Source organism: Onishia niordana (assembly GCF_004798965.1).
GTDB classification, from domain to species: domain Bacteria; phylum Pseudomonadota; class Gammaproteobacteria; order Pseudomonadales; family Halomonadaceae; genus Onishia; species Onishia niordana.
This window is the reverse complement of the sequence record NZ_SDSD01000001.1, coordinates 1-14,394: the sequence shown is the minus strand read 5'-3', so window position 1 is coordinate 14,394 and position 14,394 is coordinate 1. Positions and strand designations below refer to the sequence as shown.

General features: G+C 59.9%; 11 protein-coding genes. 8 read left to right on the top strand and 3 right to left on the bottom strand.

Translation table 11 applies throughout. From position 1 onward, the window contains the following. The first annotated feature begins 72 nt into the window (after window positions 1–72). Window positions 73–1,170: an AI-2E family transporter gene (locus ETC27_RS00055; RefSeq protein WP_136252960.1), complete on the top strand. Its 1,098-nt coding sequence runs from the start codon at window positions 73–75 to the stop codon at window positions 1,168–1,170. 160 nt (window positions 1,171–1,330) lie between these two features. Here ETC27_RS00055 and trxA read toward each other — a convergent pair whose 3' ends face one another. After that, window positions 1,331–1,654 (bottom strand): thioredoxin, encoded by a 324-nt coding sequence (gene trxA / locus ETC27_RS00050; protein ID WP_136252959.1) that lies wholly within the window; start codon window positions 1,652–1,654, stop codon window positions 1,331–1,333. Window positions 1,655–1,929: 275 nt separating this feature from the next. On the opposite strand from trxA, the gene cysB reads away from it, so the two are divergent. Continuing rightward, complete coding sequence (gene cysB / locus ETC27_RS00045; protein WP_136252958.1) at window positions 1,930–2,901, top strand: HTH-type transcriptional regulator CysB; 972 nt, start codon at window positions 1,930–1,932, stop codon at window positions 2,899–2,901. Between the two features lie 106 nt (window positions 2,902–3,007). Here cysB and ETC27_RS00040 read toward each other — a convergent pair whose 3' ends face one another. Together ETC27_RS00040 and pabB are read right to left on the bottom strand one after the other, a co-directional pair. Next, window positions 3,008–3,628 carry a phosphoadenosine phosphosulfate reductase domain-containing protein gene (locus ETC27_RS00040; RefSeq protein ID WP_136252957.1) on the bottom strand — a complete coding sequence of 207 codons (621 nt, stop codon included), beginning with the start codon at window positions 3,626–3,628 and terminating at the stop codon, window positions 3,008–3,010. 174 nt (window positions 3,629–3,802) lie between these two features. After that, window positions 3,803–5,161, bottom strand: coding sequence for an aminodeoxychorismate synthase component I (gene pabB / locus ETC27_RS00035; protein WP_136252956.1), 1,359 nt, complete (start codon window positions 5,159–5,161; stop codon window positions 3,803–3,805). 258 nt (window positions 5,162–5,419) lie between these two features. On the opposite strand from pabB, the gene ETC27_RS00030 reads away from it, so the two are divergent. The 6 genes from ETC27_RS00030 (at window position 5,420) to prpD (ending at window position 13,935) form a co-directional block, all read left to right on the top strand. Beyond that, window positions 5,420–6,130: a GntR family transcriptional regulator gene (locus ETC27_RS00030; protein WP_136252955.1), complete on the top strand. Its 711-nt coding sequence runs from the start codon at window positions 5,420–5,422 to the stop codon at window positions 6,128–6,130. A gap of 40 nt (window positions 6,131–6,170) precedes the next feature. After that, window positions 6,171–7,058 (top strand): methylisocitrate lyase, encoded by an 888-nt coding sequence (prpB, locus tag ETC27_RS00025; RefSeq protein ID WP_136252954.1) that lies wholly within the window; start codon window positions 6,171–6,173, stop codon window positions 7,056–7,058. 75 nt (window positions 7,059–7,133) lie between these two features. Next, a complete protein-coding gene (prpC, locus tag ETC27_RS00020; RefSeq protein WP_136252953.1) occupies window positions 7,134–8,261 on the top strand; it encodes a bifunctional 2-methylcitrate synthase/citrate synthase in 1,128 nt (375 codons plus the stop codon). A gap of 179 nt (window positions 8,262–8,440) precedes the next feature. Then, on the top strand, window positions 8,441–11,053 hold the full coding sequence (gene acnD, locus ETC27_RS00015) for a Fe/S-dependent 2-methylisocitrate dehydratase AcnD (RefSeq protein ID WP_136252952.1): 2,613 nt from the start codon (window positions 8,441–8,443) through the stop codon (window positions 11,051–11,053). Between the two features lie 9 nt (window positions 11,054–11,062). Further along, window positions 11,063–12,253, top strand: coding sequence for a 2-methylaconitate cis-trans isomerase PrpF (gene prpF, locus ETC27_RS00010; protein WP_136252951.1), 1,191 nt, complete (start codon window positions 11,063–11,065; stop codon window positions 12,251–12,253). Between the two features lie 197 nt (window positions 12,254–12,450). Beyond that, on the top strand, window positions 12,451–13,935 hold the full coding sequence (gene prpD, locus ETC27_RS00005; protein ID WP_136252950.1) for a 2-methylcitrate dehydratase: 1,485 nt from the start codon (window positions 12,451–12,453) through the stop codon (window positions 13,933–13,935). Window positions 13,936–14,394: the final 459 nt, after the last annotated feature.

Here is a 14,394-nt window from a genome sequence, read left to right as displayed (position 1 = left end):
ATTGTGTAAAGGGTGTGGCGAGTCGGTAAACTTCATTCATCATTCAGCATACGCGATTCCAGGGAAGGGCCCATGAACGACGAGGATCTCGACGAGGCGGCAAGGACCATTCCGCTCAATCTGACGCTGGCGCTGGCTGCCCTGGTGGTCATTATCGGTGGCATGAAGCTAGGCTCTAGTCTGTTGGTCCCCCTTCTGCTGTCGCTTTTCATCGCCGTGATATGCACATCACCGGTGCACTGGCTGCACCGTCTCGGGGTCGGTTTGCGGTTGTCGGTGTGGCTGACCTTGATGGTGATTGGCTTGCTACTGAGTCTACTCGGTCTGTTGTTGGTCAATAGCGTGACGACCTTTACCGAGGCACTGCCTGGGCTTGAGTCACAACTCTATGATCATTACCTGAGTATTCTCAACTGGCTGGCGGGCATGGGGGTGTCGATTCGTCCCGAGCGTTTCTCCGAATGGCTGGACCCGACCAAGGCGACCCAGTTGATTCCGGCGCTGCTGGGAGAAGTCGGCAACATCTTGATGCAAAGCCTCATCGTGGCGCTGCTGGTCATCTTCCTGCTCTTCGAGACCCTCAACTTTCGGCAGAAAGTGTCCCAGGCGTTGATGAATCCGGCACCAAGCTTGCAGCGTTTCAATGAGTTCAGCCTGACCCTCAAGCGGTATCTGGCAGTCAAGACGCTTATCAGTCTGGTGACGGGCGTGCTGGTATGGCTGTCTTGCAAGATACTCGGCGTCGATTTTCCGCTGCTATGGGCAACGCTGGCCTTTGGGCTCAATTATATTCCCAACATCGGCTCAGTATTGGCGGCGATTCCGCCAGTACTATTATTGCTGGTGTCGCCTCAGGGCGGGATATTTCCGGCGGCGCTACTGGCGGGGAGCTTTCTCGGCATCAATTTTGTGATGGGGAACCTTGTCGAGCCGAGAGTGATGGGGAGAGCGCTGGGTCTGTCGACCTTCGTGGCTTTCCTGTCGCTGGTGGTCTGGGGCTGGATACTAGGAACGGCGGGGTTGTTGCTGTCCGTGTTGTTGACGATGACGCTGAAAATTGCGCTCGATAGTCACCCTCAGACCCGCTGGATGGCTCGTCTGCTAGGGCCGGGGCACGAGCGCCCGGTGGTGCCGCAAGAAGAAAAAAAGGCCTCATCGGTCGACTCATGAATATTGCGTCAGGGAGTAGCTCCTAAGGATGAGACTGAAAAAGGCGGCGTTTGGTGAAAGCACACGAAATCAGCTACCCAGATTGAAACCAGGTATCCAAACGCCAACGCCCCGGCAAGGCCAGGGCGTTGAGGATCAGACGGTAGGGCTTGGCCCGCGATCAGGCGTTCTGATCGAGAAACTGCGCTAGCTGAGACTTGGACTGAGCTCCTACCAGCGAGGCCACCTTGGCGCCAGACTTGAATAGCATCACGGTGGGAACACCGCGCACGCCGTGCTCAGAGGCAATATCGGGCGCATCGTCTACGTTCACGCTCACGACCTTCACATTGTCGGCACGCTCATCGGCGACTTCGTCCACTACCGGTGCCATCATCTTGCAGGGGCCGCACCAAGGTGCCCAGAACTTCAGCAGTACCGGCTTGTCGGACTTGAGAACTTCCTGCTCGAAATTGGCGGTGGTGACATCGACGTTGTTGGCCATGTAATTCTCCCATTGCATTACGCGTTGAACGCGCGCTTCTTAAGCGTAGTCGGCAGATGGTAGCGGCCGCCAGGGCCGCTGGCAAATGCCCGATCCACAATCACACCGATAGTCAGATGCAATAATCTGGCCTAGCCACCGGGCTCTCGTGGAGCTTTTTTATATGCTAGGCTTATAGCATAAAGTAATCATGCTACATCATGTTATTGCTTAGCGGTATTAAAACTGTGAGCCGACGGCTCGGTCAATGCGTGGGCATAAGGAGCGTTTCGGGGATGAAACTGCAGCAATTGCGTTATATCTGGGAGGTCACCCGCCATAACCTCAACGTCTCGGCCACGGCGCAGAGCCTTTTTACTTCGCAGCCAGGCATTTCCAAGCAGATTCGTTTGCTGGAGGACGAACTTGGTATTGAGATATTTGCCCGTAGCGGTAAACACCTCACTCGCGTGACGCCCGCTGGCCAGGCGATCATTGATTTGGCAGGGCAGGTCTTGCGCACGACCGACAACATTAAGCAGGTCGCTCAGGAGCACAGTAACGAGCGCCGGGGTAGCCTGTCGATCGCTACCACGCATACCCAAGCGCGATATGCGCTACCGCCGGTGATCGGTGAGTTTACCCGCAAGTACCCCGAAGTGGCGTTGCACATGCAGCAAGGTACCCCCAAACAGATTGCCGAGATGGTCAGCGAAGGTCAGGCCGATTTCGCTATCTGCACAGAATCCCTTGAGCTTTTCAACGACCTGGTGCTGTTGCCCTGTTATCGCTGGAATCGCTGTGTACTGGTGCCCAAGGGGCATCCACTGACCGAGGCAGGAAAACTGACACTGGAAGGGCTTGCCGATTACCCGCTCGTTACCTACGTGTTCGGTTTCACCGGCCGCTCTCAGTTAGACGATGCGTTCCGTGCCAAGGATCTTACCCCCAACGTGGTACTGACCGCCGCGGATGCTGATGTCATCAAGACCTATGTGCGCCTCGGCCTTGGGGTCGGTATCGTCGCTCACATGGCGGTTGACCCAGAGGCTGATGGAGACCTGGTGGCGTTGGATGCCAGTCATCTCTTCGAGAGCTCGACCACCAAGATCGGCATTCGCCGCGGCACCTTCATGCGCGGTTTTATGTTCGACTTCGTTCAGGGATTCGCGCCGCATCTCGATCGCGATCTGGTCGAGGCGGCACTGGCAGCCGGACCGCGCCACGACCAAGAACTCTTTACTGACATCACCCTGCCGGTACGCTGAGTTACCAGCGTCGATCATCTTCGTCAGCTAAATACAGAAAGGCCCCGATAGCTTGTGCTGCCGGGGCCTTCTTGGATCTGTCTGTCGCCTTGACGCGCTTGGCGGGTCAGTGCTGAAGGTGTAGCCCGCACTCGCGCTTGTCTTCTACCTTGGTGGGGTCGAAATAGTCAAAGTTGTTGGGCAGGTCGTGCTTTACTAGGTAGTCATACATGTCCTTGGCACTCCAGTTCAGCACTGGGGCGACCTTAATCAGCCCATCGTCGTTGACCGATACCGGCTGCATCTTGGCCCGCTCGGGGGTGTCTTCGGCGCGCAGGGCGGTCAGCCACACCTGCGGGGCCATTTCGCGCAGTGCACGGGAGAAGGGTTCCAGTTTTACCTCCTCCGTGAAGGCGGCATGACGCGGGTCGTCGATGGTTGGCATGGCGCCTTCCAGTGCTTCGCGATGGGCCCGGGTCCGCTTGGGCAGGTAGCTCACCAGGTTCAGATTCAGTCGCTTGATGACGTCGTCGGCAAAGCGATAAGTCGCTTCCGTGTTATAGCCCGAGTCCATCCAGACCACAGGGATGTCCGGCTGGATTTGAGACACCATGTGCAGGATCACCGCCTCGAAGGGACGGAAGTTGGTGGTGCAAATAGCATGTTTGTTGTGACTCAGCGCCCAGCGCGTCAGCGCCTCGGGGTCGTGGCTGAGGTCGCGATTGATAGCGTCGATGTCAAAATCCATGGGGGCCTCCTGAAATGATGGGGAACCGGTCAAATTCCGATGATGGCGCCACCCTAGCAAATCGCCAGTCTGGAGCCCCAATACCCATTGGTTCGGTTCTTATATAGCGAAATGATTGCCCCTAGAGGATGGTTAGAATCCTTGGTGCTAATCAGAGCCGGGATCTCGATGGCCTCACTGGGGGGCAATATCGCTCAGGGCCGTCAGCAGGTGGCGGATCTTGTCCAGCGTCTCGGCGAATTCGGCGCTTTCCTCGGAGTCTGCTACCAGACCACCGCCGCCCCAGAGGTGGAGCTGTCCGGCACTGGCGACCGCGGTGCGAATGGCGATCGAGGTGTCCATGTGTCCGCGGTGGTCGATATAGCCTAGGCTACCGCAGTAGACGCTGCGTCGACTGGGCTCCAGCTCGTCAATGATCTGCATGGCGCGGATCTTCGGTGCGCCGGTGATAGAGCCGCCGGGAAAGGCGGCCGCCAAGATGTCGAGAGGGGTTTGGTCATTGGCTAGGCGACCCTCAACCACACTGACCAGGTGGTGTACGTTGGCGTAGCTCTCCAAACCGCACAGCTGGGGCACCTTGACACTACCCGGCGCGCAAGACCGCCCCAGGTCGTTGCGCAGCAAATCAACGATCATCACGTTCTCGGCCCGATCCTTGGCACTGGCCTTTAGCTCATTGGCCAGGGCCGCATCCTGTTCGGCTGTCTCGCCACGCGGGCGAGTGCCTTTGATCGGCCGTGCCTCGACACGGCCTTGATGACATTGCAGAAACCGCTCCGGCGATAGTGATAGTACCGCCTTGTCATCCCAGGCCATGTAGCCGGCGAACGGCGTGGGGGTTGCCTCACGCAGGTTCAGGTAGGCCTGCCATAAATCGCCCTGATAGGGGGCGCTGAAGCGCTGAGCCAGATTGATCTGGTAGCAGTCGCCAGCATGAATGTAGTGCTGCACGGCGCGAAAACGCTCACCGTAGCCCTTCCGGTCCTGCTCGCCCGCAAAAGGGGCCGTGATAGTAAAAGGGGTAATGGTAGGCGGTGCGATCGCAAGCCACGCTTCCACCTGGGCACGCCGTTTCTTGTCGGCTACCAGGAAGCTTTCGCCTCGGACATGATCTTGAATGATCGCCCAGTCATAGAGGCCGACGCGACTCCACGGGAGCTCCACTGCATCCGTGGCCTTGCCGTGGATTGGCTCCAGGCAGCGCCCGAAGTCGTAACTCCAATAGCCGATTAGGCCGCCGAGGAAGGGCAGATGGCTCTCAGGTGTCTCGACGTCAAGCTGAGACAGCAGTGCCTTCTGGGCGGCGACCGGATCCCTGGGTAGTGGTGTGTCGCTATCGCTGCTTACCTCGCCAGTGGGGCTGACACTCATCAGGGCTAAGGGTTCAGCACTCATGATGTCATAGCGCCCGCCTGGGCCTTGAGGGCGCCCGCTGTCCAGCAATACAGCGCCGCGCCGTTCGCGCAAGGGAGCGAAGTAGCCCAGCGGGTCCTGCCGGTAGGGCAGTGGCGTGATTTCCATCGGTGAACTCATGGGGTGCGCTTTTCTTCAACGAGCGGCACATTCTAGGCCGCATGAGACCGTTTGTCCCATCTCTCTCGGCTTCAGCGTTGATGAAGAGGGAAGTGCTCGGCGTTACCCTATCAACTCTGCTAACATTGTCGACAACAAGTTTCATGCTCGTCTTTAGCCTTACGCCCAAAGGTGTAGTCTTTGCGGGGTGCATGCGTATTGACCCCGACGAGACAGCTGGCTAAAGTTCATCTCATCATCTAATTGTCGACAATTAACATGACAACAACCTCAACGGATCTTGAGACCCCCGAAGTGCGCACCTTGGCGGAGCGGGTCTTCAACCAGTTGCAGAGCGCCATTGTGCGCGGAGATCTGGCGCCGGGCAGCAAAATTACAGAGCCGGGGCTGTCCAAGGCCTACGGCATTTCTCGCGGTCCACTACGCGAGGCGATGCGCAGGCTCGAGACGCATCGCCTGATCGAGAGGGTGCCCCACGTCGGTGCTCGCGTGGTCAAGCTGTCGATGAAGGAGCTGATCGAGCTATTCGACGTGCGCGAGGCGCTTGAAAGCATGGCCGCACGGCTGGCTGCCGAGCACATGACCGCGGAGGAGATCGCGGGCTTGCGCGATGTGCTGGCCGTGCACGAGCGCCAGGCGGACCTGAGACGCGGTGAAGCCTACTTTCAGCGGGAAGGAGATCTCGACTTTCATTACATGATCGTGCAGGGCAGTCACAACCGCATGCTGATGACGATTCTCTGCGACGATCTTTATTACCTGGTGCGGCTCTATCGCACCCAGTTCAGTGCCAGTGGTAGTCGGCCGCAGCGAGCCTTTGTCGAGCATCATCGCATTGTCGATGCCATTGAGGCCGGTGATGCCGAGCTTTCTGAGCTTTTGATGCGACGTCACGTCAGCGCATCGAGGGCGAATGTCGCCGAACGCTATGCGGCTATTCTCGACCAGGAATCCACCTCTACCCCATGACGGACGTCGCCCGGGGTACTTATCCAGATAGGAGATCACCATGACCACCTTTACCCCCGGTGCCCGCTTTCGTGCCGCTCTCGAGGCGCAGCGTCCGCTACCCATCCTGGGCACTGTCAACGCCTATACCGCACTGATGGCGCAGCGGGTCGGTCATCAGGCGATCTACTTGTCTGGGGGAGGAGTGGCCAATGCTTCTTTCGGGCTGCCTGACCTTGGCATGACCACCATGAATGATGTGGTCGAGGACGCGAAGCGGATCACCGCCGCCACTGATCTCCCGTTGCTGGTGGACATCGATACCGGCTGGGGCGGCGCTTTCAATATCGAGCGTACCGTCAAGGAGATGCAGCGCGCCGGCGTTGCCGCCGTTCACCTCGAGGATCAGGTGGCGCAGAAGCGCTGTGGGCATCGTCCCAACAAGGCCATCGTCTCAAAAGAGGAAATGGTCGACCGCATCAAGGCGGCGGCCGACGCGCGTATTGATCCAGACTTCTACCTTATTGCACGAACCGATGCCTTCCAGAAGGAAGGGCTCGAGGCTGCCATCGACCGGGCCAATGCCTGTGTGGAGGCCGGCGCCGATGCCATCTTCGCCGAAGCTGTCCATAGTCTCGAGGACTATCGTGCCTTCTGCGACAGGGTCAAGGCGCCGATTCTTGCCAATATCACCGAATTTGGGGCAACACCGCTATTCAGCCAGCAGGAGCTGGGTGAGGTCGGCTGCCGGATGGTGTTGTATCCGCTGTCAGCCTTCCGCGCCATGAATGCGGCGGCTCTCAAGGTCTATCAGAGTATCCACGACAACGGGCATCAGCGTGACGTGGTCGACAGCATGCAGACGCGCGATGAGCTCTACGATTTTCTCGACTACCACCGCTTTGAGCAGAAACTGGATGCGCTCTTTGCCGATAAAGAGCAGACCTGAGCCGTCCAGGGTCGAGGGCCTTTAGCATCTCAACAATAAGCATAATCTCGCTTACACGTCAGTAGGAGACACGACATGGCAGATAAACCCATCGGTGGCGCCGGCTTGAGAGGCCAGAGTGCCGGTGCCACGGCACTGTGCACCGTTGGTCATACCGGATCCGGCCTGACCTATCGCGGCTTCGACATCGAAGAACTGGCCGAAAAGGCGAAGTTCGAGGAAGTGGCTTATCTGCTGCTCAAGGGCAAGCTGCCGAATCAGGCTGAGCTGGATGCCTATATCGCCAAGCTCAAGGGATTGCGCGGCCTGCCCCAGGCGCTGAAGAGCGTGCTTGAACAGATTCCCGCCGACGCTCACCCCATGGACGTGATGCGCACCGGCGCCTCGATGCTTGGCAACCTGGAAACGGAAGAGAGCTTCGATCAGCAGCAGGACGTGACCGACCGCCTGCTCGCCGTCCTGCCATCGATTATCTGCTACTGGTACCGTTTCACCCACGATGGCGTGCGCATCGAGACCGAGACCGATGACGCCTCGGTCGGCGGGCACTTCCTGCACCTGCTGCATGATGAACCGGCCTCTGAGCTGCACGCCCGGGTGATGAATGTCTCGTTGATTCTCTACGCCGAGCATGAGTTCAACGCCTCGACCTTCACCGCCCGCGTCTGTGCTTCCACGCTGTCGGACATGCACTCCTGCGTGACCGGCGCCATTGGTTCGCTGCGCGGCCCCTTGCATGGCGGAGCCAACGAGGCGGCGATGGCGATGATCGAGGACTGGCAGTCGCCTGAAGAGGCCGAGCGTGAGGTCATGGGCATGCTCTCCCGCCGCGACAAGATCATGGGCTTCGGCCATGCCATCTATCGTGAGTCCGATCCGCGCAACGCCATCATCAAGCACTGGTCCCAGAAGCTTGCCGAGGACGTTGGCGATAGCGTTCTGTATCCAGTCTCCGAGCGTGTCGAGGCGGTCATGTGGCGTGAGAAGAAACTGTTCTGCAACGCCGACTTCTTCCACGCCAGCGCCTATTACTTTATGGGCATTCCCACCAAGTTGTTTACGCCGATCTTCGTCTGCTCGCGGGTCACCGGTTGGTGCGCCCATGTCTTCGAGCAGCGTGAGAACAATCGCATCATTCGCCCGAGCGCCGATTATGTCGGCCCCGAGAAGAGCGAATGGGTGCCCATCGAGGAGCGCGACTGACGTGCCTGTCTGAGCCCTTGTCTTGATAAGGGCGGGGACAAGTCGAAGCGAGGGCCCTACGCCAGGGAAGGCGTCGGTAGCACCCAGGGATGGGTTCATAGTGCCCGCGCAGGCTTGTTCCTGACTGGATAGCCGCTGCAATCGCCTTTTCTTCTGTCCCTGAACCGATGGTGCACGCCATGAACACTGAGTACCGCAAGCCCTTACCCGGCACATCGCTTGATTATTTCGACACCCGTGCGGCCGTCGACGACATAAAGCCCGGTGCCTTCAACACCCTTCCCTACACCTCGCGCGTGCTGGCCGAGCAGCTGGTGCGCCGCTGTGATCCGGCGATGCTGACCGATGCTCTCGAGCAGCTGATTGAGCGTCGGCGCGACCTGGACTTTCCCTGGTATCCGGCGCGGGTGGTGTGTCATGACATCCTCGGCCAGACGGCCCTCGTCGACCTTGCCGGCCTGCGTGATGCCATCGCCGAGAAGGGCGGTGACCCGGCCAAGGTCAACCCGGTGGTGCCGACCCAGCTGATCGTCGACCACTCCCTGGCCGTCGAACATGCCGGCTTCGAGCAGGACGCCTTCGAGCAGAATCGGGCCATCGAGGACCGGCGTAACGACGACCGCTTCCACTTCATCAACTGGACGAAGACCGCGTTCAAGAACGTCGATGTCATTCCGCCCGGCAACGGCATCATGCACCAGATCAATCTGGAGAAGATGTCGCCGGTGGTGCAGAAGCGGGATGGCGTGGCCTTCCCGGATACCTGTGTGGGCACCGACAGCCACACCCCCATGGTTGACGCCCTGGGCGTGATCTCCGTCGGTGTGGGTGGCCTCGAGGCAGAGAGCGTGATGCTGGGTCGCGCCTCCATGATGCGCCTGCCCGACATCGTCGGTGTGAAGCTTACCGGCCGGCTGCAGCCGGGTATCACCAGCACCGACATGGTGCTGGCGCTGACCGAGTTCCTGCGCCAGCAGCGCGTGGTCGGCGCCTACCTGGAGTTCTTCGGCGAGGGTGCCGAAGCGCTGACCGTGGGCGACCGTGCCACCATTTCCAATATGACGCCCGAATACGGGGCGACGGCGGCGATGTTCTACATCGACGGCCAGACCATCGACTACCTGAAGCTCACCGGTCGTGATGACGATCAGGTGGCGCTGGTCGAGCAGTACGCCAAGATCGCAGGCCTGTGGGCCGACAGCCTTGAGGATGCCGAGTACGAGCGCATGCTCACTTTCGATCTCTCCTCGGTCACTCGCACCCTGGCGGGTCCTTCCAATCCGCATGCCCACCTGCCGACCTCCGAGCTCGCCAAGCGTGGCATTGCCGTGAACCTGGACAAGGCACAAGAGGAAGAAAAGGCGGGCAAGTTACCCGATGGCGCGGTAATCATCGCCGCCATCACCAGCTGCACCAACACCAGCAACCCGCGCAACATGGTGGCGGCCGGTCTGATCGCCCGTAATGCCAACCAGCTGGGGCTGACACGTAAGCCCTGGGTGAAGAGCTCTCTGGCCCCTGGGTCCAAGACCGTGAAGATGTACTTGGAGGAGGCCAACCTACTGCCTGAGCTCGAGGATCTCGGCTTTGGCGTGGTGGCGTTTGCGTGTACCACCTGCAATGGCATGTCCGGCGCCCTGGACCCTGACATCCAGCAGGAAATCGTCGACCGGGACCTCTATTCCACGGCTGTGCTCTCCGGCAACCGTAACTTCGATGGCCGCATTCATCCTTATGCCAAGCAGGCCTTCCTGGCCTCGCCACCGTTGGTGGTGGCCTATGCCATCGCGGGGACCATTCGTTTTGACATCGAAAAGGATGCTCTGGGCTACGACCAGGAGGGCAATCCGGTCACGCTGAAGGATATCTGGCCCGCTGACGAGGAGGTCGATGCCATCGTCAAGAAGAGCGTCAAGCCGGAGCAGTTTCGGGCCACCTATATCCCGATGTTCGATGTGGACAAGGGTGCGAGCACTGAGGTCAGCCCGCTCTATCAATGGCGTCCCCAGAGCACCTACATCCGTCGTCCTCCTTACTGGGAAGGCGGTATGGTCGGCGAGAAAATGCTCAAGGGCATGCGACCGTTGGCGGTGTTGCCGGACAACATCACCACGGATCATTTATCCCCGTCCAACGCCATCATGCTGGACAGTGCGGCGGGCGAGTACCTGGACAAGATGGGCCTGCCCGAGGAGGACTTCAATTCTTACGCGACCCATCGCGGCGATCATCTCACCGCTCAGCGCGCCACCTTTGCCAACCCCAAGCTCTACAACGAGATGGTGCGGGACGAGGACGGCAAGCTGCGGCAAGGCTCGCTTGCACGCATCGAGCCGGAAGGCCAGGTCACGCGCATGTGGGAGGCCATCGAAACCTACATGGAACGCAAGCAGCCGTTGATTATTATCGCCGGTGCCGACTACGGCCAGGGCTCGTCACGTGACTGGGCGGCGAAGGGCGTGGCGCTTGCGGGTGTCGAAGCCATCATCGCCGAAGGGTTTGAGCGTATTCACCGCACCAACCTGGTCGGCATGGGGGTGATGCCGTTGCAGTTCGAGGAGGGCACCACCCGCCACACGCTGCAACTGGACGGCACCGAGATCTATGATGTGGAAGGAACGTCGGCACCGCGCGCCACCCTCGAGCTGGTGATTCACCGCCAGACGGGTGAGGTCGAGCGGGTACCGGTCATCTGTCGGCTGGATACCGCTGAAGAGGTGTCCATCTACTCGGCTGGCGGCGTCTTGCAGCGCTTTGCTCAGGACTTTCTTGAATCCAGCGAGGTCGCCTGAGGAGGCTGCATGATCCACCATCCGCAGATAAAAGTGCCCGCCACCTATATGCGTGGCGGCACCAGCAAGGGGGTTTTCTTTAGACTCACCGACCTGCCTGACACTGCCCAGGTCCCCGGGGAGGCCCGCGACCGGTTGCTGTTGCGCGTGATCGGCAGTCCCGACCCTTACCAGAAACAGATCGACGGCATGGGCGGGGCGACCTCCAGCACCAGCAAGACCGTGATTCTCTCCAAGAGTGAGAGCCCCGACCATGACGTCGACTACCTCTTTGGGCAGGTCTCCATCGACAAGGCCTTTGTCGACTGGAGCGGTAACTGCGGCAACCTCTCTGCGGCGGTGGGCCCCTTCGCTATCAGTAATGGCCTTATAGATCCCGCGCGAATCCCGGAAAATGGCGTGGTTGAGGTGCGTATCTGGCAGGCCAACATTGGCAAGACGATCCTGTCGCGGGTGCCGATCATTGATGGCCAGGTGCAGGAGACGGGCGACTTTGCGCTCGACGGCGTGACCTTCCCGGCCGCTGAGGTGCCCGTGGCCTTCAAGGATCCCGCAGACGGCGAGGGCGCTATCTTTCCCACCGGTCAGCTGGTCGATGATCTAGAGGTGCCGGCCGACGTAGTGGAGGAGGGCGTCATTAAGGTGACGATGATCAATGCCGGCATCCCCACGGTGTTCGTGAACGCCGCCGATCTCGGCTATACCGGCAGCGAGCTCCAGGAGACGATCAATGGCGATCCCCGGGCGCTCGAACGCTTCGAGACCATCCGCGCCCACGCGGCCCTGCGCATGGGGCTGATCAACGAGCTTGGCGAGGCCGCCAATCGCCAGCACACGCCCAAGGTCGCCTTCGTGGCACCGCCGGCGAGCTACACCGCCTCCAGCGGCAAGGCGGTCGAGGCCGAGGAGATCGATCTGCGGGTACGGGCCCTCTCAATGGGCAAGTTGCACCACGCCATGATGGGTACCGCGGCAGTCGCTATCGCCTCGGCGGCAGCCATCGAGGGAACGCTGGTCAATTTGGCGGCCGGCGGTGGCAAGCGCAATGCCGTCACCTTTGGCCATCCCTCCGGCACCCTACGGGTTGGTGCGGAAGCGAGTCTGGTAGACGGTCGTTGGATGATCGATCAGGCGGTAATGAGTCGTAGCGCGCGGGTGCTGATGGAGGGCTTCGTTCGCGTGCCCGGTGACAGCTTCTGATCTGTCTGTTGACCGGATTGCCTTGCTGACAAGCGTTGCCGGTGAGCCCTTTAGAGCGTTGCTGCCGTGAAGTGGTCGGTCTGACGTATTGCCTTTACACCGGCCCACTTCCTGGGGCGTCGCCTTTACCTATCCTTTACTTATAGTGAAGTGGTCAGCAATGACGTATGACCCGCCAGTGATGAGGAGGATCTGCCATGGATGCCACCGCAGAAGCCAATGTTCGTCCGGATTATGATACCGAGCTTCAACGGATCGCAGACTATGTACTGGGCTATCGCATCGACAGCGCCGAGGCCCTGGAGACGGCGCGCAACTGCCTGATGGACACGCTCGGCTGTGGTCTGCTGGCGCTGCGTTTCCCCGAGTGCACCAAGCATTTGGGGCCATTGGTGGAGGGTACAACAGTGCCCCATGGTGCGCGGGTGCCGGGCACGTCCTTCCGCCTCGACCCGGTCAAGGCCGCCTGGGATATCGGCTGCATCATCCGCTGGCTCGATTACAACGACACTTGGCTGGCCGCCGAATGGGGACACCCCTCGGATAACCTAGGCGGGATTCTCGCCGTCGCCGATCACCTGTCGCAGCAACGGGTAGCCGACGGCCGCCAACCGGTGACCATGCGCGAAGTGCTCGAGGCAATGGTCATGGCCCACGAAATCCAGGGCGTGATGGCACTGGAGAATTCTTTCAATCGCGTGGGGCTCGACCACGTGGTGCTGGTCAAGGTGGCCTCCACCGCAGTGGTCGCCAAGCTGATGGGGGCTGATCGTGAGCAGTTGCTGTCTGCGCTGTCCCATGCCTTCGTCGACGGTCAGAGTCTGCGCACTTATCGTCATGCGCCTAATGCCGGCTCGCGCAAGTCCTGGGCCGCCGGTGATGCGACATCTCGCGCCGTGCGCCTAGCCGATATCGCCATGCGCGGCGAGATGGGAATTCCCGGGGTGCTCAGTGCGCCTCAGTGGGGCTTCTATGATGTGCTGTTCGCCAAGACCAACAAGGATCAGCAGATCAAACCGGAAGGGCAGCGTCAGTTCGCCATCAGCCAGGACTATGGCAGCTATGTGATGGAGGACGTGCTGTTCAAGATATCCTTCCCGGCGGAGTTTCACGCCCAAACCGCCTGCGAAGCCGCTGTTACGCTGCATCCGCAGGTCAAGGATCGACTCGACGAGATCGACCGGATCGTGATCACCACCCACGAGTCGGCGATTCGCATCATCTCCAAGGTAGGGGCGCTTGCCAATCCGGCCGATCGGGATCATTGCTTACAGTACATGACCGCCGTACCGCTGGCCTTCGGCCAGTTGACCGCTGAGCACTATGAGGATGCCTTTCATCGTGACCATCCCATTATCGATCAGCTGCGGGACAAGATGGAGGTCATCGAGGACGCGCGTTATACCCGCGAGTACCTCGAGGCCGACAAGCGCTCCATTGCCAATGCCATTCAGGTGTTCTTCAAGGATGGCAGCAAGACAGAGCAGGTCGCCGTCGAATACCCGATCGGTCACCGCCGGCGCCGTGAAGAAGGCATTCCGCTGCTCGAGGATAAGTTCAAGGCCAACCTGGCGACCCGCTTCGTGCCGCGTCGCTGCAACGACATCTTTGCCCTTTGCACCGATCAGGCCCGCCTCGAGGCCACGCCAGTTCATCGCTTCGTAGACCTATTCGTGATCTGAGTGTATCGACTGTCATACGCCACTCGGCCGCAAGGAGGAGGGCGCCCGGCAGTGTTGATCAGATGGCTATGCCAAATAGTCCCACCAACATGTGGGGGCCGAGTTGCAGATGCTCATTGTTAGGTGGGTGCTGATATTTCATCTGGCGAGTTCCTTGGGCCTGGACTAGTCTCATTGATCGGCACAGCGAAAGCGCCAGTGGTGTGGTTGGTGAAAGGTATTGGGCCGTTTTTGATGTTAGTGCTAAAAAGCCCTTGCGTGGTGCGCCGATAGTCCGTAAAGTACGCATCCGCTGCCGCCGACGAGCACACGTCGGAAGCGGTGTAGGGTGTTGGAAGCACTTGTTTTCGTTAAGGTTTTTCGAATGATTTGAATCGATCAACATTGACAAAACAGCCGGAAACGGTAAAATGCGCCTCCACTCGATCGGCGTTCAACTCGCCGCTGGTTTGCCCGGTC